Below are 20178 nucleotides of genomic sequence, written 5' to 3'. Positions count from 1 at the left end.
AGGCTCGTCAACGAGCTGCGTCGGGCTGCGCACCAGCGTGGAAGCGCACTTCCTACGGACGCCAGCGTGAAGCGTCGCATTGCGAGTTGGGAGAACGGGCACAGCCAGCCCGACGACTTCTACGGTCCGCTCCTTTGCGATGCGCTCGGCGTCACCGGAACCGAATTGGGGCTCCGGCCGAGCGCGGTCGACGGTGAGCCCCAACTCCTCGAAGCCCGCTATCCGCCGACGCCGGACACGGCGGTCTCGGCCGTTGACCGCCTGTGGCGAGCCGATCTGAACGGCTACGAGCCACTGTTGACCTCAGAGCCATCCGAACATGCCTGGAGCGACGCGTCGTTACGGTGGCTGGTCGCGCCCGAGCCGGCGCCGACGCAGGCCGCCGACCGTACGAGTTCGCGCGTCGGTCTGGCGGACGTAGCCATGGTAAAGGCCACCAGCGATACGTTCGCCTCGCTGGACGACCAGTTTGGGGGCGAGCACGCCCGGCATGCGGTGATCCAGTACCTCAGCCGCGATGTAGCGCCGCTGCTCGGCGGCCGGTACACCGAGGGCGTTGGTCGCGCACTGTTCTCCACGGTCGCCGAAGCGACGCTCCTTGCCGGGTGGATGTCGTACGACGCCTGCCACCACGGACTCGCTCAGCGGTATTTCCTGCAAGCGCTCCGCTTCGCACAGGACGGCGGCGACCGCCGGCTCGCGGGCAGCATCCTGTCGGCGATGAGCCACCAGGCCACGTTCCTCGGCCGCCATACGGAGGCGGCGACACTTGCCCGTGCGGCACGTATGGGCATCTCGGGCGTGGCCACGCCCACGCTCATGGCGCAGTTCCACGCAATGGAGGCACGGGCCCTGGCCCGGACCGGCGACAAGCGCGGCTGCGAACAAGCCCTCACCGAGGCGGCGCGCTTCCTGGACCGCCGCAACTCCGGCGACGAGCCGGAGTGGATCACCTATTTCGATGACGCTGAACTCGCCGCCGAGGCCGCGCACTGCTTCCGCGACGTCAACAGCGCCCGCCAGGCCGTCGAGCACGCCGGGAACGCGATGAGCGGCAGCCACGTACGGCCGGACTTCTTCGTGACGATGGTGCTCGCCGACGCGCATCTCCGGGCGGGCGACGTCGAGGAGGCGTGCCGGGTGGCCCTGGACGCGCTGGACCTGGGCGAGCAGCTACGGTCCGCCCGGTGCGTCAGTTACCTACGCGAGTTTCGTGCCGCGCTGACCCCGCATGGCACGACCACCGCTGTGCGTGAGCTGCACGAACAGGCGGCAGACCACCGGCTATGGCTGGCGACCGGCCGCGAAAGTGCGTAGGAGTGCGTAGTCAGAAGGGACGCCAATCACGGCGTGTGGCGCCTGTGCGGATCGCTTTCACGCGGCGGGCGAACTCCTCGGCTGCCCTCGGCTCGACCGCGGCCTTCCCACCCATCCAGAGCGTCATCATCAGCTCGCGCAGGTCGGCGAGGACCGGGTAGCCGGGCCAGTTCATGACGTCGAAGCCGTAGTGGTGGACGAAGGACTCGTACTGCTCCCGCGTGTGCCACCCGTACCGGTCGTAGTAAATCGCGGTGAGGATCAGGTCCCATTCACGCGGGGCCAGCGCGAAGCCGTCGAGGTCGATGAGGACCGCCTGCCCGGAGCGGGCGCGGAGCACGTTGCCGATGTTCGCGTCGCCGTGGATCAGGCCGAAGGGCAGAACGAAGTCGAGCCGGCCGTAATCCTTCTCCAACTGGTCGGCCAACTCAGCGAGAAACGCCGCGTCTTCCGGGTGGACGCCGTCACCGAGACCATTCAGCGAGGCCCGCACCTTCGCCATCGGATCGAAGTACGGCAGCCCCAGCGACTCCGGCTCCTCCAACCAGTGAAGCCGCTTCAACAGGTCGGCCAGCTCGGTCACGGTCGCGTACTCTTCCGCGTCCTGGACGCTTTCCCAGAACGTGACCACACGCCCGTCGACCACCGCTGGCTGCGACACCCCCGCCAGCACGCGGTTCGCCGGGAAGTCCTCCGCACCCAGCCATCGGGCTACCCGTACGGCACGGTCCATCTCTGCCAGCGCATCGGGATCGGCAGCGATACGTACGATCACCGGCCGGTCGGCAAGGGCGTACACCGCGTTGGAGCCGAGCCTCAGCAACCGGGCACCGGTCGAGTCCAGGCCGATCGACGCGCATGCCTCACGCAACACGGCGAGGGTCGTCTCGGCCGTGAACTCCACGGCTCCACTACCTGTTTGACCGTCGCCAGCCGCACCAGACACCATGCGACTGACGATACGGGTGTACGGGGACCCCTACAGGCCCTCACGTCATAGGGACGTGATGATCTTCCCCACGGCAAGCGACAGCCACGGCTCCTGCCCAGCTCAACGCCCCGCGACAGTCAACGGCCTCGCTGGCCTCCGGAGCCGTGTGCGCAGGTTCGAATCCTGCCGGGGGCACTCCGGAAAAGCCCGTTGACCTGCGGAAACACAAGTCTGACGGGCTTTTATTTTTGCCAAGACACACGGCCAACGAGGCTGTTGCACTTTTCGCCACGCACAATCGGCCAGGCCGCTGACCAGGCACTTTCAGACGCGAGTGGTTCATCGACCACCCAGGCGAGGGGCACTTCGGCAGCCTGTGGCGTATTCGTGACGCGGAAGGAAGACCGCCGGGCAGGACGCCCAGGGCGTATACGAGCGAGACGTGCCGCGGGTAGACCCTGCTGGAGCGCTTTGAAATCCCGGCTCTCTTGCTGCGGAAAAGGAGCCCGCATCGTCACGGAGTGCGACGGCGTCAGCCGCGGCGAAGGGTCGCGCTACTCGTACTCGCCCAGGAATTTGTCGATGCGGTCATTCGCGACCGTCTGGCGCCCGTAGAGACACTTCGCATAGGTGCGCAGCAGCGTCTCGACGGTGTTGCCGGCCCGCTCGGCGACCTCGGTGGGATCCACTCCTGCGTTCAGCCACGTCGACAGCGCCGAGTGCCGAAGGTCGTACGCGCGAGCAACAAGAGGCGATTCCACCAGATCCGGTGGGAGCGCCAAGACGCGCGCGTCTCGCAGGGTCGTGCAATAGCCGCTGGAACCCAGCACTCGCCCCCGCTCGGTGAAGAACATTCTTCCGTCGGCCGCCGTACCGAACGTGTCGACGCTCTGCCTCCAGATCGTCACCAATTGTGGCGGCAGTGGCACCACACGAACCGCTCCGCGTCTCCGGCTCTTAAGACCGCGCTCATCGTGGTTACGGCCGCTGTCCGTGTACCTCTTGCCCGCCTGGGGACGAGTCTCGTGCAGCACGAACCTGCCCCAGCCGTGAGTCGGCAGAACACAGTCCTGGTACTTCACGGCCACGGCTTCCTCGGGCCGCAGACCGGCGTAGTACATCCCCGCGAAGAACCCCACCAGCCGGCGCCCCCGAGCCCGCCCGTACAGCCCCACATACGACAGGGCATCCAGCAGAGAGCGAACCTGGCCCGGATTCACCAAAACTCACGGATCGACCTCCTCGTCGTCCGCCGGCACCTGCCAGCGAATCTCGGGAACCAGGTCCTCACCGGCGCCGCCCCCGCCGAACGCGCAGCCGACCGCATTCACCAGCGCCTTCTTACAGTACCGTTGTGTACTTCCCGGCACCGCGGACCCATCCGCTCGAACGCTCAGCGACTGGATGACCCCCTTCATCACTTCCGGATCCAGAAGATCGTCCACAGGCCGCGTCGCCCGAGCCACCCAGCGCAACGCCATCCGTTCGTCGCCCGGCACCTCCCGGTCCGCCGGACGCGGCACCACAAACGCCCGACGCCGCAGCGCCCGGCGCAACAGCTCCTCGTCGGGCCGCAGCGTCCGTCCTCTGATCATGGCCAAAGTGAGGGCGCACAGTCCGTCGTTGTCTTCACAACGTGTCTTCGCCGCGGTCTGCCGCCAGCGCACGTCCAAGTACTCCAGCGCGAAGTCATACCAACTCCGACCAGCAAAAGGCGAACTGCTACGACCGGCCACGGCCGCCCCAGTGCCCCCGCCCGCGCCGGATTCGCGCCTCACAGCGCTCACCAGCTCAGCCGCCAGCTCATCGGCAACGCGCCTGACACGCGCCGACGTGCCTCTGCCCCGCCCCACCGCGCCCGGTCTCCCTGGACGCTTCCCCGCACTCACCTTCCTGGCACGTCCTGCCTCATTCCGCCGCATGACGCTCGCCGCCTCTCTACCTGTTCAACGATCGACGCGGAGGAGGCGTGCCGGTCAGCGGGATCCGCAGACCAAACGATCTGCTGGCGAAAATCCAATAGCTAACGGTTTCAGCGCAACGCCGTACAGGACCGCCTCCCGCAGGCTCGCCCCTCCCTAGCCGCGCAGGGCATACTGCCTGTATGCAGCCAGGGGTGCGCTACGCGGACATCCGCCCATACACGGTTCCCGAGTCGCTCAGCGAGTTGGCCGGGCCGACAAGCGGGATCGTCAGCCTGCCCCTGAGCCTGGACTGGTCCCAGCAGAGCCGCTACGACCTCAGCGTCGACAAGGACAGGCGTCGCCTCTACGAGACAGTCATCCGCGAAGCCATGGACGTCTCTGAACTGCGGCGGTTTCTTGACGAAGGACTGCTGCTGCACCTGTGGCCCTCGCTCTGGCTGCCCGGACGCGCGAAATCGCTGTGGCAGGAGAGATTCCCCCAGCTGAGGTCCGCCGCCGCATTAGTGTGATCCGCATGGACCACCTCCACGCCCGTCTGACCCGGCTCGCCCTGGCGGCCGCAGCCGGGGACGGCTCCGTACTCGCCGGCGGATACGCCGTCCAGGCCCACGGCATCTCCGCGAACGTCGACCCTCCGCAGCTACACGGCCAAGGCGAACAGGAACGCCACGTCTGGCATTTCTGTTAGAACTGGCGGACGCGGCCCAGTCCGCCCTCAACCGGCCTGAGTGGCGCGTCACGTCCACTCGTCGGCTTGCTCCTCCACGTGCCTTAGCACTCGCTGGACAGCCGCTTGGAGCCGGTCCGGCGGGTAGCCGTGCCTGCGCAGCAGCCGCAGCACACGCGCCACGACGCGGTCCCGGGCCTGGTCCTTCAGCCGCCAGTCGACCGTGGTGACGCTCCTGACCTGGGCGTACAGCGCGCGCGCGAGCCGGGCCAGGACGGGCTCCCCCATCATGTCGGTCACGAGCGGGTCGACCACGAGCGCGTCGTAGAAGGCGAGTTCGTCCTCGGTGAGCTCCAACCGCGCCCCCCGCGCACGGTCGTCGGACACCTCGCGGGCCAAGGCGACCAGGGACGCCATGACCTCGGCGGCCGTCACGAGGCCGTTGGCGTAGCGGTCCACGGCCTGCCGCGTCCTCGCGGTGAGGGCCTCTTGTCGGACGACGTTGTCCGGGTATGCCCGCCGGATGTCCCTGATCAGCGTGCGGCGCAGCGCCTCAATGACGAGGTGCGGGCGGCGGCTCGCCCGGAGTCGGGTCAGCAGCGTGTCGTCCGGGCAGGAGAAGTCCGCTTCCGTCAGGCCAGCAGCGTCGTACAGGTCGGCCAGGCCGCCGTTGTCGTCGGCGGACACAGTCAGCTTCTCTCGCGCGGTCCGCACGGCCTCGAAGAAGCGGATGTCCGCGAGTAGGTCCCGAACCCCCGCGTCCGCCGAGCAGAGCGAGAACGCGCCCCGCATGAGGTTCACATGCCGCATGAACCGGTCGCCGCGCCGGGCTATTCCCAGCCGCGCGCCGGGCTCGGGGGCGGCGAGGTGGTCAAGTACCGCCGTCACGGCTTCCCGGTACGCGTCCGGGCCATTGCTGTCGCGGCTCTCCCGCCAAGGGCAGCTGGCGAGGACATCCAGGAGCAGCTGGTGATTGTCCCGTACGGATTCCACCGCGTGCGCGACGTCCGTGATAAATGAGCCGCCGTCCCCATCCCGCCGACTGGCATCCGCTAGCACCTCAGCGAGTTGTGGGGCGACGCCTTGATAGTCCACGACCAAGCCGGACGGTTTGCTGTCCCAACTACGGTTCACCATGGCTACCGCTTCCAGCAGTGCGGGGCCACGCATCTGTTTGTCCAAGTAGAGGGTGTGCAGCGGCGGGGCGTCGAAGCCGGTCAGCAGCTGCGACCGGACGATGACCAGTTCCAGTTCGTCGTCGGGGTCTACGATCCGCCGCTGGATGATCGCCAGCCCTTGCTGCGTTTGGACGCGGGGCGTGATCTCGGCGGAGTCGCCTGAATGGCTCGTGATGGCCACCCGAACGCGCCCCTCGGTGTCGGAAAGGTACCTGGTTCCGGGATCCCGCCCCCCAGCCCACTCCGGCCGCAGCCGCATGAAGGCGTCGAAGAGCCGCGCCGCCGCCAACCGTGACGAGGTCACCACCATGCCCTTGCCAGGCCGGCCGGTGAGCTTGGCCATCTCGGTACGCCGCACGTCCCAATGCGCGAGGACATCCCGTGCCAGCGCCTCAGTTCGCGCGGGGGAAGCGGCCCGGTCGGCGACATCGGGAACGAAGCCGATATCCAGGTCGGAGCCGAAGTCCACGTCGTCCTGCGGCGTCGGGAGCAGGCGCGACTCGTAGAAGACGGGCACGGTCGCACCGTCGTCCACCGCCTGTTCCAGGTCGTAGGTGTGGATGGTGTCGCCGAACACGGCGTGCGTGCGGCCGTTCCGGTCGTTCGTCAGGGCGCCGGTGAACGCGATGAAGGTGGCATTCGGAAGTGCCTCGCGCAGGTAGAGGGCGTGCAGAGCGCTCTGACCGCGGTGCGCCTCGTCAACAACGACGATGAGGTCACGGCGGGCGGACAGCAGGGGGTGGCGGGCGCCCGCGTCGCGTTCCTCGTGGGTGAGGCGGAACTTCTGCATGGTCGCGAAGACGACGCCGTTGCGGGCGTCGCCCCGCAGCAACTGCCGTAGCTGCGTCGTGTCCTGGGCCTGTACGACACCGCCGACCGCCGCCGTCAGGGTACTGCTGGCGGTGAAGGTGCTGTAGAGCCGGTCGCCGAGTTCGAGCCGGTCGGTGAGGACGACGAACATCGGATGCGGAAGTTCGGGCGCCCGCGCGGCCTTGCCGACGTAGAACAGCATCTCCTGGCTTCGGCCCGCGCCCGGCGCGTGCCGGACAATCCCGGCCCGGCCGTCCGTGGCGACGGCGGTCTCGGTGGCGCGGACCGCCGCGTTGACGGCGAAGAACTGATGGGCCCTGGCGAGGGTAACGGTGTCCACCACGCCCGTCCAGCGTGCGGAGTACGAGAGGAAGTTGGCCACAAGATCGAGGAGCCGGGCGGGCGCGAAGGCGCCGGTCAGCATCCGCTCCAAGGCGCGCCCGTCCCCCCGTTCGTGCCTGCGCAGCAGCCTGCCGTCACCGTCGGCGTGCCAGGACGCCATGTGCTCCCAGGCGGTGAACGGGGTGCCCATCCGGGCGGTCGCGCCGTCGGAGACGAGCGTCACCGGGACGTGGGCGAAGATGTCGGTCTCCGTCAGTTCCCTTCGGTAGGACTGCACTTGGTCGTACACGTCCCGTGTGCCGTCCCCGGTGCCGGCCCGTTTCAGTTCGACGAGCGCGAGCGGCAGGCCGTTGACGTACAGCACGATGTCGAAGACGGCGGCGCGGCCCTGGGCACTGCGGACCCTGACCTGGCGGGCGGCGAGCAGGTCGTTGGCGTACGGGTCGGCGAAGTCGACCGGGCGTACTACCGCGTGCCGCTCCCCGCCGACCGCCGCGTCCTGGTAGCGGACGGCGACGCCGCTGACCAGCCGCTGGTGGAAGTGGTGGCTCTCGCCGAGGTCGTCCCCGGCGGCCCGCTCCAGCAGGCGGCGGACCGCGTCGTCCACGGACGGCCCGGGCAGGTGCGGGTACCGCCTGGCGATCGCCCGGTGCAGGCGCGGCCGCAGGACCAGGTCGTCCCAGCCGCTCCGCTCCCCGGAGGACGGCCCCAGCTCGGCCCCGTCGACCGGCCGCCAGCCGTACTCGCCGAGCAGTTCCAGGGTGTGCCCCTCCAGCTCCCGCTCGGTCGGCCCGGCGGTGCCCGCGCCGCGCTCGCTCATCCGGCCGCCCCCACCGCACGGGCCGCGTCCCCGACCGGCACCCGGCCGGAGACCAGTCCGGGGAGCAGGGTGTCGCGCAGTGCCGCGAGGGTGTCGTTCTCGGCCGCGGCCTGCGCCGCGCTCGCGTGCAGGGCCTCCAGCCTCGCGGACAGCCCGGCCCGCTCGCCCTCGGCCGGAAGGGGGAGGGGCCAGTCGGGCATGTCCCCCAGCGGAAGCCGGTCCACGGTGGCGCCGCGAAGGGTGCGGCGGCCGATCTCGTCCTGGAACGCGGGGCTGAGGTAGGCGTGCAGAAGCAGCGCGCCACCCGCCGAAGGGGTCTTCGCCCGCAGGAGTGCCATCCGGCGGCCCAGGCAGGCGCGGACACCGGGGGGCATGAGCGCGGCATGGCCGAGCCGGGTCTCGTACGAGAACAGCACGTCGCCGGTTCGCGGCTGGACGCGCCGGGTCCAGCGCGCGAAGTCCTCCTCGGACAGGTGGGCGGAGGCGGTCAGGTCCAGGCGGCCGGCGTCCAGGCTGCTGATGCTGAGGAACCACGGGCCGGACGCGGTCTTCACCGGCGTGGCGTGCGGGCCGTCGTGCAGCTCCGCGACCTCGCCCAGCCGGGCCGGAGGGCCCGCCGGGGCCACCGCGAACGACGCGTCGGCCAGCTCCAGACAGGTGGCGGCCGTGCGCGCGTTGGCCGCGATCTTGTCGTCCAGCGCCCCGAGGACTTCGGCGACGGCCCGCTGCTCGGGCAGCGGCCGGGCCGGGACCGGGAGACCGCCGAGGACCTCCGGGGTGACGTGCGGGACGCCCGTGTTCACGGCACGGGAATGCAGGAGCGCCACCATGGCCGGGTCCCGGAAGCAGTAGTAGAGGAACCTGGTGTCCGCGCGGTCCGGGTCCACCCGTATCCGGGCCTGGGCCGGTGACAGGACGTACCGTTCATGGATTTCGGCGGGCACGATTCCCACTTGGCCGAGCGTACCGCGCTGGGTGAGGACGAGGTCGCCGGGAACGGCGAGGTGGCGGGCGAGTGCCCCGTCCGCCGCGGCGGCCGGGACGAAGACGAGGCCGGCCGACGCGAAGTACCCGTCGCCAGCCAGGTTCTGGCCGCGGATGACCGGAACCCCCTCCGGTACGAAGTCCCGCTTCCCGAGGCGGGAGCCGAGCGGTCCGCCGACGAGGCCGTCCGGCGCGGCGAAGTCCTTCAGGGGTCGCGTGCGGACGGCCGTCACGACACTCTCCGCAACTGTGCGTCGACGGCCCTGGCCAGCCGCTCGGACTCGGCGAACTGCTCGCGCAGCAGGGCGGTCAGCCGGGCGACCCTCGCCTCCGGCGGCTCGGCGTCCGGGTCCGCCGCCGTCTCGGCCGCGCCGACGTACCGGCCGGGGGTCAGCACGAAGTCCTGCTCGGCGATGGCGGACAGCGGCACGGTCGCGCAGAGGCCCGGCACGTCCGCGTACGGGCCGGCGCCGGGCTCGCCGCGCCAGGCCCGGACGAGGTCGCCGATGCGGACGATCTCCTCGTCGCTCAGCGTCCGCAGGGTGCGGGCCGCCATGAACCCCAGCTCCCGGGCGTCGACGAACAGCACCTCGCCGCCGCGTTGCCGCGCCCAGCCGGCGCCCCGCCCCTTGCCCTCGGCAAGCAGCCACACGCACGCCGGGATCGCCGTGGTGCGGAACAACTGGCCCGGCAGCGCGATCACGCAGGCCACCAGGTCCGCTTCGAGCATCGCCCGGCGGATGTCCCCCTCACCGGACTGCCTGCTGCTCAGCGACCCGTTGGCGAGCACCACGCCCGCCCGCCCACCCGGGGCGAGCTTGCTCGCGGTGTGCTGGAGCCACGCGTAGTTCGCGTTGTTGACCGGCGGAGTGCCGTAGACCCAGCGCCGGTCCATCGCGAGGAAGTCGCCGCCCCAGTCGGAGAGGTTGAACGGCGGGGCGGTCAGCGCCACCTGTGCCTTGAGGTCCGGGTGCCGGTCGTCGCGGAAGACGTCGGCCGGCCCGCTGCCGAGACCGGCCTCGATCCCGTGGACGGCCAGGTTCATGTGCGCCAGCCGCCAGGTGGTGGCGCTCCGCTCCTGGCCGTAGAACGCCACGTTCAGCCGGTCGCCGCCGTGGCGGCTGACCGAGTGCGCCGCCTGGACGAACATGCCGCCGGAGCCGCACGCCGGGTCGTACACCCGCTCGCCCTCCCGGGGGCCGAGGACTTCCACCAGCAGCCGGACCACACTGTCCGGGGTGACGAACTCACCGCCCCTGCGCCCCTCCGAGGCGGCGAACTGGACGAGGAAGAACTCGTAGACCTCGCCGACGAGGTCCGTGGCGACGGGACCGCTGGCCTGTTCCTGGAACACCACGCGGTCGAGCAGCTCCACGAGGTCGGCCAGGCGCCGCCCGTCCACACTGCTGTCGGCGTAGATCTTCGGGAGGGTCCCGAGCAGGGCCGGGTTGTAGCCCTCGATCGCGCGCATCGCGGAGTCGATCGCCTCGCCGATGCCGGCCCCGCCCCCCGTGCCCCTCGCCAGGTCCACCACGTTCTCCCAGCGGGCGGCCGGGGGTACGTAGTAGACACCGGAGCCCGTGTACTCACGGCGCTCCTCCAGGGTCGCGAGCAGATCGGCCTCCTCCCATCCGCCCTCCGCACGCAGCTCGGCCTCCAACTGCCGCCGCTTCTCGGCCATCGCCGCGGACACGTACTTGAGGAAGACCAGGCCGAGCACGTAGTGCTTGTACTCGGCGGCGTCCAGGCTGCCGCGCAGCTTGTCGGCGGCACGCCAGAGGATGTCCTTCATCTCCTCCGGGGATCGCTTCTTTCGTGGCGGCACAGGTGCCTCGCTTCTCTCGTGTCCGACGTCGTGCTTCCCCCATGGGACCACCGGCTACCGGCTCGGCCGCCGCCGCAACGCCAGCGCGCCGTCGGCGACCCCGGCGGCCAGGCGCTCGGCCAGCGCGTCCAGCGCGTCCAGTTGGCGCCGCACCTCGGCGCGATGCCGGTCGGTCTCGACGAGGACGGCCTCCAGTTCGGTGATCTCCTCGGGCGGCAACTGCGGCAGGTCCATGTCGCGTACGCTCACCCGCCGCACCAGCGAACCGCTGCCGCGCTGCTGGTTCCTGGGTGCGGCCAGCAGCCGGGCCAGCGGGTGTGGGCCGATCCACAGGCTGCCCGGCCGGACCGGCCCACCCGCCGCCCGCTGCTCCTGGTGCTGCGCGTAGGCGGTGATGCGCAAGCCCTGCACCGGTGCCAGCAGGACGCAGCCGCCCGCGTCGTCCACGTGGGTGCGCACCCCGTGCTCGGTGAGCAGCAGGACGTCGCCGCGCTCGGTCACCGCGGCCTGCGGGTAGCCACCGAGCGTCTCCAGGGCGATCCGTCGCCGGCCGATGGGCAGGGTGCCCAGCATCTCCTCCCGGCCGATGACGACCAGGCCGGTGTCGGTGACGTCCTCGGCCCGGATGCGGTGGCCCGGGAGGAGTTTCAGCTGGCCGGCCCGTACGTGCTCGTCGAGCCTGCGGTGAAGGACGGGGCCCTCCCGTTTGGCGATGCCCAGACCGCCGATCCATTCCCGCAGGTCAGGCAGCGCCGCCGCGGCCTCCCGGCGCGCGTCCAGGGACGCCCCGAAGTGGTCGAGCCCCCGCTCCGGGGAGGCCAGCCGGTGGGCGGGCAGCAGCGAACCGCCGTCCAGCAGGTGCTCGTCGCGCGGGCCCGCGGCCGCCACGGGAAGGTCGCGGGCCTCCTCGGACGCCGGGGCGTCCGCCGCGCCCAGCGCCTCGGCGACGCCCTGCGTCCAGCGCTCCCCGAGCCCCGTGCGCAGGGCGATCCGGTCGCCGTCCACGAGCCGCACCCGGCCGCGGCGTCCGGGCTCGGCGTCCCGCCGCAGGACGAGCAGGGCCAGCTCCGCGCCGGTGCGGAACGGGTGGATGCGGCGCGGGAGCTGGACGATCCCGGCGACCGCGTCCTCCAGGAGCAGGTACTCCCGCAGGTGGACGTTCGGGCTGCGGACGCCCGTCCGCCGGCGGACCAGGGTCCACGACGGCACGACCACATACGCGGTGCCGCCGGGCGCGAGCAGTCGCACCGCCTCGACGGCCCGGTTCAGCGGCCCGTCATCGGCCGTCTCGCGCTCCGCCGCCGCGTAGGGCGGGTCGGCGACGACGACGTCGGCCGCCGCGCACCCCTCGGCCCGCAGGGTGGGGACGTCGGTGTGCAGGCCGATGCTCCGGACGCCGTGCGCCCGCAGGCGGTGGCCGAGCAGTTCGCGGCGCAGCCCGTCCGGCTCGACCGCGGTGATCCGGCCGTGCCGGGCGTGGTCGAGGGCGAAGAGCAGGTCGCCCGTTCCGGCGTCCAGGCTGATCACGGAGGAGCCGGCGGCCGTACGGCGGACCAGGGCGGCGACCAGGTCCGCGACCACGGCCGGGGTCGCGTCCATCGCCAGGTCGGATTCGAGCCGGCCGGCCAGGCCCAGTACGGCGTCGGCGGCGGCGCCCGGCGTCGGCGTACCGGCCAGCAGCTCGGCCACCGCCTGTTCGAGCTGTCCGGCCTGTTCGCGCCCTCCGGGCTCCCGGCCCGCGGTCGGGTCCGGCCGGTCGCCCGCGGCGCTGTCGGCGATCACGGCTAGGGCGGACCTGATCAGCGTCTCCGCCGGGACGCCGTCGTGTTTCAGCGCGACCAGCCGCCGCAGCCGCAGGGCCGCGCGGAAGCGGTCGCCGTACGTCGGCGTACGTCCGTCGTCCTCCCGCTCGGCCTCGGGGACGGGCCGGGCGTCCAGCCACTCGGCGACCTCCTCGGCGTCGAAGAGCGGCTTGCTCTCGGTGCCGCCCATGGCGGCCGGGAAGGACACGTGGCGGCGGCGCCAGTTGCTGACGGTGGGGCGGCCCACACCGGCGAGTTCCTTGATCTCGCCGAGGGTCACCGGCTCGAACCGGTGCGTACGCGCCTGCCGGGCCCCTTCGCCCGCCTCGCTCACCTGGCTCACAGCCGAATCTCCTCCTCTCCGGACAGGACCCGCGCCTTACGGGCCAGCACCTGCGGCACTTGGCCGAACTTCTCATGCAGCGCGGCCGTCTCGGGGCTGACGTAACCCATCAGCGTGAGTGCGGCGGCGAAGCGGGCCTCCAACGGTAGGTGGAAGATGCGCTCGTGGTGGGCGACCCGATTGCGCAGCTCCAGAAGTTTCTTCAAGTCACGGTGCAGTGTGTCGCGGCGGACGCCATGCGCCCGGAATAGGTGCTGGAGCGACGCGTTCCACAGCTGCATCTCGTAATGGCGCCCCTCACCCCTGGCGAAGAGGCCGACCCAGAAGCCGAACGACAACTGCGCCACGATGTCGCAGGGAGCATCCGGCCTGCGCAACGTGCGCAGCTTGTCTCGGGCATCGGCGATGTTGCCCTGACCGACCTGGTGCAGTCGGATGCGCCGGTCATTCCACCAATCGTCCCGGCGGTACTTGCCCGTGAGTTGTCGGTGGACGGCGTTGCGATAGCAGATCTCCAGGTCCCGCAAGACGCTATATAAAGCCCGGCTGACCTCGGCATCCCACGCGTACAGGCGCAGCGCCACCGTGGCGTCGTGCTCGGATACCGCTAGGAACGGTTGAAAACGCTCGGCCGACATGGCCCGTACCAGTTCCTGCTCATCGCTTCGCATGGCTACGCCCCCTGTGTCCGACGCAGATGGCAGGTAGCTGTGCTAAGCTCTTCTGCGTACGCCTTGGAACCTCTGTCACTGCACGTGGTTGCACACAGCCCGAGGCAATAAGCACGATCTGGCTCCCTGCCCCGAGGTCCGCCCGCAGCGATCAGGCGGACTCCGGGGCATAGCTGTATCCCGGAACACAGCCGTTGAGGCTGGGCGACGTTCACCACTTCGACCAAGGCCAACGATAACAGCGGCGCTGCCATCACTGTCAAACTTTCAGATACCTATACCTGAGAAGCCCACTTCTCAGCAGGAGTGTGGTTCGGGTTACGTCTGCCTGACCACGCAGGCCGCACCGGCCACGGCGAGGCGGACGGTGGAACGCGAGGCCGCCGACCCGGCGGCCCTGCGCGAATTGCTGCGTGCGGCCAGGGCCCGGACCGACCCTGCCGGGTTCCCGGCCCTTCACGCCGCGATGGAACAGCGCGACCGACGGGGCAGACGCGCCAGCCGGGGCGGCCTCTCGCAGATGCAGGTCGACGCTCTCCTGGGACGGCAGCCAGGTACGTGCGACCGCCTGGAGAACGGCACGAGGACCAGCCAGAACCTCCTGCACGAAGTCGCCCAGCTGCTGCGTCTGGACCACCAGGAGTGGGTTGCCCTCTGGCGGTACGCGCCGCGCCCGTGCGGGCATGCTTCGCGTTTGAGCCAACCTCCCTGGCGATATGTCCGTCTTTGTTATTTGTTGGAGGTCATCAGCGCGGCGTGATCTCGCGGTTTGGTCGGTGCACTATTGCTTCACCTGCTGGCCTTGTAAATGATTGTGGAGGCGCAGTGAAAGCCGGGGGGCTTTCCTGTGAAGCGGAGACGGTGATTCCGTTCTTCGATATTCGAGAAATTTAACACTGCGGTGCAATTTTGATGCACCGTGGGGGAGGAGTGAGAGGCGACATGAGTCGTGCAAAAAAAACACGAAAATACCTGGCGGGGCTATTGGCTGCTTGTGCGATATATGCGGTCAGCTTTGCTGTCGCCCCTGCTGCTACTGCTAGCGCTGCCGCGACGCATCCGGCCGAAGGAATTCATGCCTACGACGCCAGTGCGCCCCTGGGGAGCGCTGACAACCCGATAATCCTCGGGGGTGGATCCCCGCTGCTAACAGAAGCGCAGCAGAAGGATTCGGCGCAAGCGAAGGAACAGCTAGCTCTCACCCAGAGTGGGGCGAGGTCCGCGGCCGTAGCACAACCGATGTTCAACAACTGCGGCGACAGCGGGTTTTACTACTGCTACGAGGCCACAAGCACCATCGGCTGGGTGAAGCTCGGTACCGTCCTCGGCAGCGGCAGCCACGAGTACGCCGAATCCCAAGGCGGGGGCAAAAACTCCAACAACTGGGGGGTGTACCTGGACAGGAGTGCTGACGGCGGCAGCACCTGGACCGGGCACATCAGCGAGATCATCAACGGCACGGAGTGGAACGGCTATCTCTTCGACGGCCCGCCCTATGTCTCCCGCGCGTGCCTGACGGACTACCAGCACGGCCTGTACATCTGCACACCCTGGCACTGACAGGTCCAGGTGACGGCCCCGCACAGAGTGTGCGGGGCCGTTTGCGCATGACTTGAGTTGTTACAGGTGGTAGGGCTGTCCGGCCTGCGTGGGGGTGATCTGGTCGGTCGGGACCTCCTTGAGGGCGGCCATCACCTCGGGGTCGGAGACGAGGGAAATCAGTTGGGCAGCGGTAAGAGGCTGGCCCTTCTCCAGGGACAGCGTTTTGGGATTCACCGCCGTGGCGCCGTTGGACAGACCCCATGCCTGACCGTCTTGGGTGTATACCCGCACTGTCACGGTGTACCCGTCCTGTTGAGCGGCCGCTTCCCAGGCCCAGCCCCGGGAGCCGTCCGCCAGCGAGACGGGCTGGCAGTTGCTGTTGATCTGGGAATCGGTGCACGGGTTCTTCGCGCCTGCGAGGTTCTGCAGCCCGACCAGCGTCCCCAGTTCTGTCACCGTTCCATCGGAGCGCACCAAGTTGAAGTCACTTGGCCCGGAGCCGTCTTCGAGTGTCATTCCCGCCGGCAAGCGGCCGACCAGCGCCGCGCGCAAATCGGCGTGTGCCTTGTCGAGGTTGGCGCGGCTGTTGTCGTGGGGCGGGAGCGAGGGGGTTCGGGCCTGACCCGCCAGATCCGTTGTCACGCTCTGATCCTTCGAGCCTGCTTGGGCGTGCGTCAGGCTGTATCCCACGCCGAGCCCCGCAACGGCCAGGACCGCGGTGCCCAGCGCGACCTGCCGTACGATCGCGCGCCGCTGCTTCCTGCCTCCCCGGATGATCTCCTCCATGTCCGGTCCGCCGTCGGGCTCGGCGTTCAGGGCCTGCCGCATCGCGTTCTTCACGTCGTTCTCGTTCATCACCTGACGGTTCCTTTCTCCCCCAGCGTTACCCGCAGCGCGGCCAGGCCTCGCGTCGCGTCCGATCGGACGGTGGCGGGTTTGCGGTTCACGATTCGTGCGACCTCGTCCACCGGCATGTCCTCCCAGTACCGCAGCACCACGACGGCGCGCTGTATCGCGGGCAGTGATTGCAGTGCGGTCAGCAGCGTCTGACGCAGTGCTATGTCGGTGTCGTCGAGGAGCTGGTCGGCAAAGTCTTCGGCGGGGAGTTCCCCTGCTGATCCTTTGCGTTGCCAGTCGATCCAGGTGCGGGTCAGTGTTGTACGTGCGAAAGCGTTGGCTCGGGCGGCCCGGCGTAGCGTCCACCAGCGGACGTACACCTTGATAAACGTTGCCTGCACCAGATCCTCGGCGGTGTGCCAGTCGCCGCACAGCCAGAACGCCGTACGCCGCAGCGCAGCCCATTCCGTGCGGGCGAACTCCTCGAACTCCACGCAGCTCCTCCTCGTCGAACATCTAGTAGACGAGACGTCATGGCCCCCGCGTTGCAGTTGCGGTGCGTCGGACTTACGGCTGTTTCCTCCTCATGGGCGACCGAGCTGCACGCCACGGGCTGCGCATCGATCACGGTCGACGTCGAGGTGCTGTGGCGTCTGCTTCCACCGGACAGGCCTGCGATGAGCATTCGTACCTTTTGCGGAATTAGTCAAAAGCTGTGAGTCAACACCCAGGAGGCGCAGCCTCGTTCGGGGTGCCCCCGAGGCAGACCGATCACAGGACGTCGGTTCGACGGTTGCCTTCTGTGCCTACGCATCCGCTTAATGGAGGTCTGCGTGCTCCGTCCCGCTCGTTTCTTGCCGGGGCTGCCACCCTTGCGATGGCAGCCCTGACCGGGTGCTCGTCGGACGCCGCGGGCAAAGGCTCGTCCCCCTCCGACGGCGCCCTCGACTTCGTCCAGCGCGCCGACCACCCAAGCCGCCCCCAGCGCGAAGGCGGACACACGGATCACGAAGGCCGGGGTGGAGGACGACCCGGTGTGGGGGCCGCACGCGTACGTCGTGCACTACACGGTGACGAACCACGGGGCCGGTGCGGCGGACTGCTTCGCGCAGTTGGAGTTCCTGGACGCCGACGGTGACCACCTGGGGAACACGGGGATCACGGCTGACAAGCTCGGGGCGGGCAAGTCCAAGACGGGCGACGCCGCGCCGCTGGACGTCAAGATCCAGAACGGGAAGATCGCCGATATCCGGTCGGTTCGTGTGACCGAGGTGGACCGTACGCCGTCGTCGTGACGGTCTCGGATCCGAGGTCGGTAGGTCGTTGGACCGCAGGTGACGGACGGATAGTTGGGGGCAGAGCGGCGTGACGGCGACGACGGATGATCCGTGGCTCGTGGATGCGATGTGGCGGGCGGTCGACTTGCGGGTGGCGTACCTCGAGGAGGACCGGGCTCGGGTCGTGAGCAGTCCGGCTGGCCTGGACGACGCCCGCCTGACGAAAGCTTCGCTTATCTGAAATGAACCAGAAACGCAACGAAGACAACCTCGCGGCGGGACTAGGATGTATTCTTAAAAATCGGAGGAATTTACCGCAACGAGGCCGAATGGCTCAAGAATCGGAATGAAAAACTTACAGTACCAGCCCAGATCGGCGAACTTAGAGGACTCCGAAATGAGCCTCTTGTTCACACTTGCCGAGAAAGTCACCCGAGAATGCCCCGGGAAGAACAGCAGGTCTCCACCGCTTTCAGAATTTCGAATCCCTACGGCAACTCCACTCACCGATCCGGAGATCCATGAATTCTCGATTAGGCACAGCACTGCATCCAGATCGGCGGAGTCAGCCCGGATCCAATCGTACAGATCATCCTCGGCATTTACAAAATACGAAATACCCTCACGATCAAACTCTGCCCCAGCCTCTCGCAAACCACAGACGACCCCCTTAATATCTAACGGGCCTTCAAAGGTAAAATCGATCGACGATTCTCTACTCATACTTTACTAGCCACTCTCCTTCGGGACCATCTGCCACGGAATGCCCTTCTTTCGAGCCGCGAGATAATGCCTTCAGGCAATGATCCGGAATGTCCGCCTGTGCCATGTCCCAAAAATTTACCGGATTTGGCCTCATGCCAAGTTTCCGCCTCGGTCACCTCGTCCGTAAATTTACCTTCTCGTGAATACAATTCTCATGCTCCGGGCCATTTCACTGGGCGGCTGCATACCTGATTCGTGGGCTTCGTCGAAGGCTTGGTTGAGGCCATCCCCGAGGGTTTTGGCGCCGTCGACGGCTTGGACGCCGCTGTAATCAACGGCAGCCGTGCTTTCCACGCCTGCGTCAGACGCTGGAGGTAGTCGTAGGTGAAGCACTGCGTGTCGGTTTTCGCGGTGCCGCCGCCGTGCTGTACGTCGCTGATGGACGTGATCTGCCCGGCCGGGTCATAGGTGTAGGCAGTTGCATCCACGTGGGTGGCGCCGGACTGCATATCCAGGGCGGTGTTCAGCAGCCGCCCGGTGGAGGCTTCCCAGGTCCAGGCCGGCCGACGCGCACGCCTCACGCAACGCGGCCAAGGTCGTACCGGCTGTGAACTCCGCAGCTCCGCCACCCGTTTGACCCTGGTCAGGCACACCGGCTCACCCTGCCAGCAGCGTCAGCGGTGAGGTCGGGGGCTTTGCGTATGTGCGGCCGGATGCGGCGGACCGCGGCGGCCGTTTGCCAGTGATCGCAGGTCACGACGGGTCGGTGAACGTCTATCCAGGCCAAGGGGAGAAGGCTTTCGACTGGTCGAGACGGAACAGGGGACCGGGGTTCTCGGGTGCCCAGCCACGTGTGAGGGCAGCGCGCACAGCGGAGGCGACATCTGATGGGAGCACCGGGCTTCCCGCCGAATGGACCGCGTTCCGCAAGTGCGGTTGATCTGTTCGGACGGTGAGAACTGCGCCGGACCGATCAGCGCGTTCGACCGCGTATGTGCAAGGCGCCCAGCCGAGGAGCTGGTCGTACGTCGGCCTGCGCCGCAGCCGCCACCGGTAGGTCACGCCATCGACCACGATCCGTCGTGATCCCTTTTTCACCAATGTCATACGCACCCCCTCGGCAGCGCGGATGCTATCTGTTCACGCTCAACCGCCGCGATTGGATTCGGCGAAAGCTGACGGGGACCGCACCAGTTGTGCACCTCACCGGAGTGCGTTCACGCGTTGGCGAGGGAGGGGCGGGCGGCGGATCAGGAGGAGACGGGGTAGAGGAACCAGCGGGACTCGTCGTTGGTGCCGCAGGTGGCGATCATGAGGCGGCGGTCGGAGCCGCCGGGGCTGACGTTGCCGGGGCGGATGCAGAGGTTGCCGCTGATGAAGCTGCGGATGTGGACGGCGCTGCTGCCGACGGGTTCGAGCCACCAGAGCTGGTTGTCGGCGAGGGTGCCGTCGCAGTTGGCCTCGTTGAGGGTGGTGCCGGCGGGCTGGGGGCCGCGGTTGGGCATGTCGAGGCAGAGATCGTCCTTGGCGTTGACGAAGAGGACGAGGTCGGTGCCGCCGGGGCCCTTGCCGACGGGCTGGACGCGCATGTTCCAGATCTGGTTGTCGTTGCTGGTGCCGTCGCACTTGTGGGTGTTGACGGACCCGCCGACCTTGCCCGCGCCGAAGTAGGGGATGTCGGCGCACAGCGCCGTCGCGGCGTTCAGGAGCAGCGCGGTGGAGGGGTAGACGGCGATGGTCGGCGTGGGAGTGGCGGTCGCCTTCTCAGACCGCTTCGGCGAAGGCGTCGGCGAGTGGGCGGTGTGGACCGGCGCCTTGGGCGTGGCGGAGTGCGACGGCTTCGGCGTCGGCTTCTTCGCGGTCGGGCTGACGGAGCCGGTGGGGAGGTGGGCGAGCCGGTCGGCCGCCTTGGTCTGCGCGGCCGTGAGCTCCTTCGCGTCCTGGTCGGCCTGGTGGCCGCGCCAGGCGCCGATCCCCATGGTGGCGCCCGCGGCGAGCGCCAGTACGGCCGTGGCGCCCGCGACCCTGGAGCCCAGCCGGGAACGCTCCCCCGGCTGACGGGCACTGCTCGTGAGCACCTCGACGAACCGTGCCCGCCGCCGCCGCTTCGCCTCGTCCTGATCGGTGTCGCTCAACGCCCGTTCCCCACTCGCCAAGAGTCCAACAAAGAGATGCCCATCGCTCAGACGCACATGAAGGCCC

At 68.8% G+C, this 20178-nt stretch carries 18 protein-coding genes; 5 read left to right on the top strand and 13 right to left on the bottom strand.

Translation table 11 applies throughout. The features are described 5' to 3' along the window. The first annotated feature begins 66 nt into the window (after positions 1 to 66). On the top strand, positions 67 to 1317 hold the full coding sequence (locus ACFZAM_RS10415; protein WP_391044543.1) for a hypothetical protein: 1251 nt from the start codon (positions 67 to 69) through the stop codon (positions 1315 to 1317). Positions 1318 to 1327: 10 nt separating this feature from the next. Here the strand turns inward: ACFZAM_RS10415 and ACFZAM_RS10410 are convergent, their stop codons facing one another. The 3 genes from ACFZAM_RS10410 to ACFZAM_RS10400 all read right to left on the bottom strand — a co-directional run bounded on the left by ACFZAM_RS10410 (position 1328) and on the right by ACFZAM_RS10400 (position 3984). Continuing rightward, a complete protein-coding gene (locus ACFZAM_RS10410) occupies positions 1328 to 2266 on the bottom strand; it encodes a phosphotransferase (RefSeq protein ID WP_391044541.1) in 939 nt (312 codons plus the stop codon). A 536-nt stretch (positions 2267 to 2802) separates the two neighbouring features. Next, positions 2803 to 3468 carry a hypothetical protein gene (locus ACFZAM_RS10405; protein WP_391044540.1) on the bottom strand — a complete coding sequence of 222 codons (666 nt, stop codon included), beginning with the start codon at positions 3466 to 3468 and terminating at the stop codon, positions 2803 to 2805. A gap of 6 nt (positions 3469 to 3474) precedes the next feature. Further along, positions 3475 to 3984, bottom strand: coding sequence for a hypothetical protein (locus ACFZAM_RS10400; protein WP_391044537.1), 510 nt, complete (start codon positions 3982 to 3984; stop codon positions 3475 to 3477). 368 nt (positions 3985 to 4352) lie between these two features. Between ACFZAM_RS10400 and ACFZAM_RS10395 the strand changes: the two genes are divergently transcribed. After that, positions 4353 to 4682, top strand: a complete 330-nt coding sequence (locus ACFZAM_RS10395; RefSeq protein WP_391044535.1) for a hypothetical protein — start codon at positions 4353 to 4355, stop codon at positions 4680 to 4682. A gap of 5 nt (positions 4683 to 4687) precedes the next feature. Beyond that, on the top strand, positions 4688 to 4861 hold the full coding sequence (locus tag ACFZAM_RS10390) for a hypothetical protein (protein ID WP_391044533.1): 174 nt from the start codon (positions 4688 to 4690) through the stop codon (positions 4859 to 4861). Positions 4862 to 4909: 48 nt separating this feature from the next. Here ACFZAM_RS10390 and ACFZAM_RS10385 read toward each other — a convergent pair whose 3' ends face one another. The 5 genes from ACFZAM_RS10385 to ACFZAM_RS10365 all read right to left on the bottom strand — a co-directional run bounded on the left by ACFZAM_RS10385 (position 4910) and on the right by ACFZAM_RS10365 (position 13615). Further along, positions 4910 to 7990 (bottom strand): type I restriction enzyme endonuclease domain-containing protein, encoded by a 3081-nt coding sequence (locus ACFZAM_RS10385; RefSeq protein ID WP_391044531.1) that lies wholly within the window; start codon positions 7988 to 7990, stop codon positions 4910 to 4912. Further along, positions 7987 to 9207 carry a restriction endonuclease subunit S gene (locus tag ACFZAM_RS10380; protein ID WP_391044528.1) on the bottom strand — a complete coding sequence of 407 codons (1221 nt, stop codon included), beginning with the start codon at positions 9205 to 9207 and terminating at the stop codon, positions 7987 to 7989. Before ACFZAM_RS10380 ends, ACFZAM_RS10385 begins: the two co-directional genes overlap by 4 nt. Further along, complete coding sequence (locus ACFZAM_RS10375) at positions 9204 to 10766, bottom strand: N-6 DNA methylase (protein ID WP_391044526.1); 1563 nt, start codon at positions 10764 to 10766, stop codon at positions 9204 to 9206. The genes ACFZAM_RS10380 and ACFZAM_RS10375 overlap by 4 nt, the downstream gene beginning before the upstream one ends. Positions 10767 to 10853: 87 nt before the next feature. Continuing rightward, on the bottom strand, positions 10854 to 12944 hold the full coding sequence (locus ACFZAM_RS10370; RefSeq protein ID WP_391044524.1) for a hypothetical protein: 2091 nt from the start codon (positions 12942 to 12944) through the stop codon (positions 10854 to 10856). Further along, positions 12941 to 13615, bottom strand: a complete 675-nt coding sequence (locus ACFZAM_RS10365) for a hypothetical protein (RefSeq protein ID WP_391044522.1) — start codon at positions 13613 to 13615, stop codon at positions 12941 to 12943. Before ACFZAM_RS10365 ends, ACFZAM_RS10370 begins: the two co-directional genes overlap by 4 nt. Before the next feature lie 1239 nt (positions 13616 to 14854). Between ACFZAM_RS10365 and ACFZAM_RS10360 the strand changes: the two genes are divergently transcribed. Beyond that, positions 14855 to 15175, top strand: coding sequence for a hypothetical protein (locus ACFZAM_RS10360; protein WP_391044519.1), 321 nt, complete (start codon positions 14855 to 14857; stop codon positions 15173 to 15175). Between the two features lie 60 nt (positions 15176 to 15235). On the opposite strand, the gene ACFZAM_RS10355 is transcribed toward ACFZAM_RS10360, so the two are convergent. Together ACFZAM_RS10355 and ACFZAM_RS10350 are read right to left on the bottom strand one after the other, a co-directional pair. Continuing rightward, positions 15236 to 16012 (bottom strand): hypothetical protein, encoded by a 777-nt coding sequence (locus ACFZAM_RS10355; RefSeq protein WP_391044517.1) that lies wholly within the window; start codon positions 16010 to 16012, stop codon positions 15236 to 15238. Next, positions 16012 to 16488: a SigE family RNA polymerase sigma factor gene (locus tag ACFZAM_RS10350; protein WP_391044516.1), complete on the bottom strand. Its 477-nt coding sequence runs from the start codon at positions 16486 to 16488 to the stop codon at positions 16012 to 16014. Before ACFZAM_RS10350 ends, ACFZAM_RS10355 begins: the two co-directional genes overlap by 1 nt. 525 nt (positions 16489 to 17013) lie before the next feature. Between ACFZAM_RS10350 and ACFZAM_RS10345 the strand changes: the two genes are divergently transcribed. After that, the gene (locus ACFZAM_RS10345; protein WP_391044514.1) at positions 17014 to 17289 is read left to right on the top strand and encodes a hypothetical protein; all 276 of its coding nucleotides are present in this window, start codon (positions 17014 to 17016) and stop codon (positions 17287 to 17289) included. Positions 17290 to 17565: 276 nt separating this feature from the next. Here ACFZAM_RS10345 and ACFZAM_RS10340 read toward each other — a convergent pair whose 3' ends face one another. From ACFZAM_RS10340 to ACFZAM_RS10330, 3 genes are all read right to left on the bottom strand, one after another. Then, positions 17566 to 17994, bottom strand: a complete 429-nt coding sequence (locus ACFZAM_RS10340; protein ID WP_391044513.1) for a hypothetical protein — start codon at positions 17992 to 17994, stop codon at positions 17566 to 17568. Positions 17995 to 18188: 194 nt separating this feature from the next. Continuing rightward, positions 18189 to 18557, bottom strand: coding sequence for a hypothetical protein (locus ACFZAM_RS10335; RefSeq protein ID WP_391044511.1), 369 nt, complete (start codon positions 18555 to 18557; stop codon positions 18189 to 18191). 669 nt (positions 18558 to 19226) lie between these two features. Next, a complete protein-coding gene (locus ACFZAM_RS10330) occupies positions 19227 to 20111 on the bottom strand; it encodes an RICIN domain-containing protein (protein ID WP_391044508.1) in 885 nt (294 codons plus the stop codon). Between the last annotated feature and the right edge of the window lie 67 nt (positions 20112 to 20178).

Origin of the sequence: Streptomyces sp. NPDC008079 (genome assembly GCF_042957385.1) — a bacterium.
In the GTDB taxonomy this organism is placed as follows: Bacteria; Actinomycetota; Actinomycetes; order Streptomycetales; family Streptomycetaceae; genus Actinacidiphila.
Note: the sequence above shows the minus strand (reverse complement) of the source record. Positions and strands in the feature narration are given on the sequence as shown.

Excerpts from the sequence above, each read along its gene's own strand:
- ACFZAM_RS10340 (WP_391044513.1), bottom strand. The coding sequence starts at position 17,994 with ATGAGTAGAGAATCGTCGATCGATTTTACCTTTGAAGGCCCGTTAGAT.
- ACFZAM_RS10410 (WP_391044541.1), bottom strand. The coding sequence starts at position 2,266 with ATGGTGTCTGGTGCGGCTGGCGACGGTCAAACAGGTAGTGGAGCCGTG.
- ACFZAM_RS10395 (WP_391044535.1), top strand. The coding sequence starts at position 4,353 with ATGCAGCCAGGGGTGCGCTACGCGGACATCCGCCCATACACGGTTCCC.
- ACFZAM_RS10355 (WP_391044517.1), bottom strand. The coding sequence starts at position 16,012 with ATGAACGAGAACGACGTGAAGAACGCGATGCGGCAGGCCCTGAACGCC.
- ACFZAM_RS10390 (WP_391044533.1), top strand. The coding sequence starts at position 4,688 with ATGGACCACCTCCACGCCCGTCTGACCCGGCTCGCCCTGGCGGCCGCA.
- ACFZAM_RS10385 (WP_391044531.1), bottom strand. The coding sequence starts at position 7,990 with ATGAGCGAGCGCGGCGCGGGCACCGCCGGGCCGACCGAGCGGGAGCTG.
- ACFZAM_RS10365 (WP_391044522.1), bottom strand. The coding sequence starts at position 13,615 with ATGCGAAGCGATGAGCAGGAACTGGTACGGGCCATGTCGGCCGAGCGT.
- ACFZAM_RS10360 (WP_391044519.1), top strand. The coding sequence starts at position 14,855 with ATGTTCAACAACTGCGGCGACAGCGGGTTTTACTACTGCTACGAGGCC.
- ACFZAM_RS10375 (WP_391044526.1), bottom strand. The coding sequence starts at position 10,766 with ATGAAGGACATCCTCTGGCGTGCCGCCGACAAGCTGCGCGGCAGCCTG.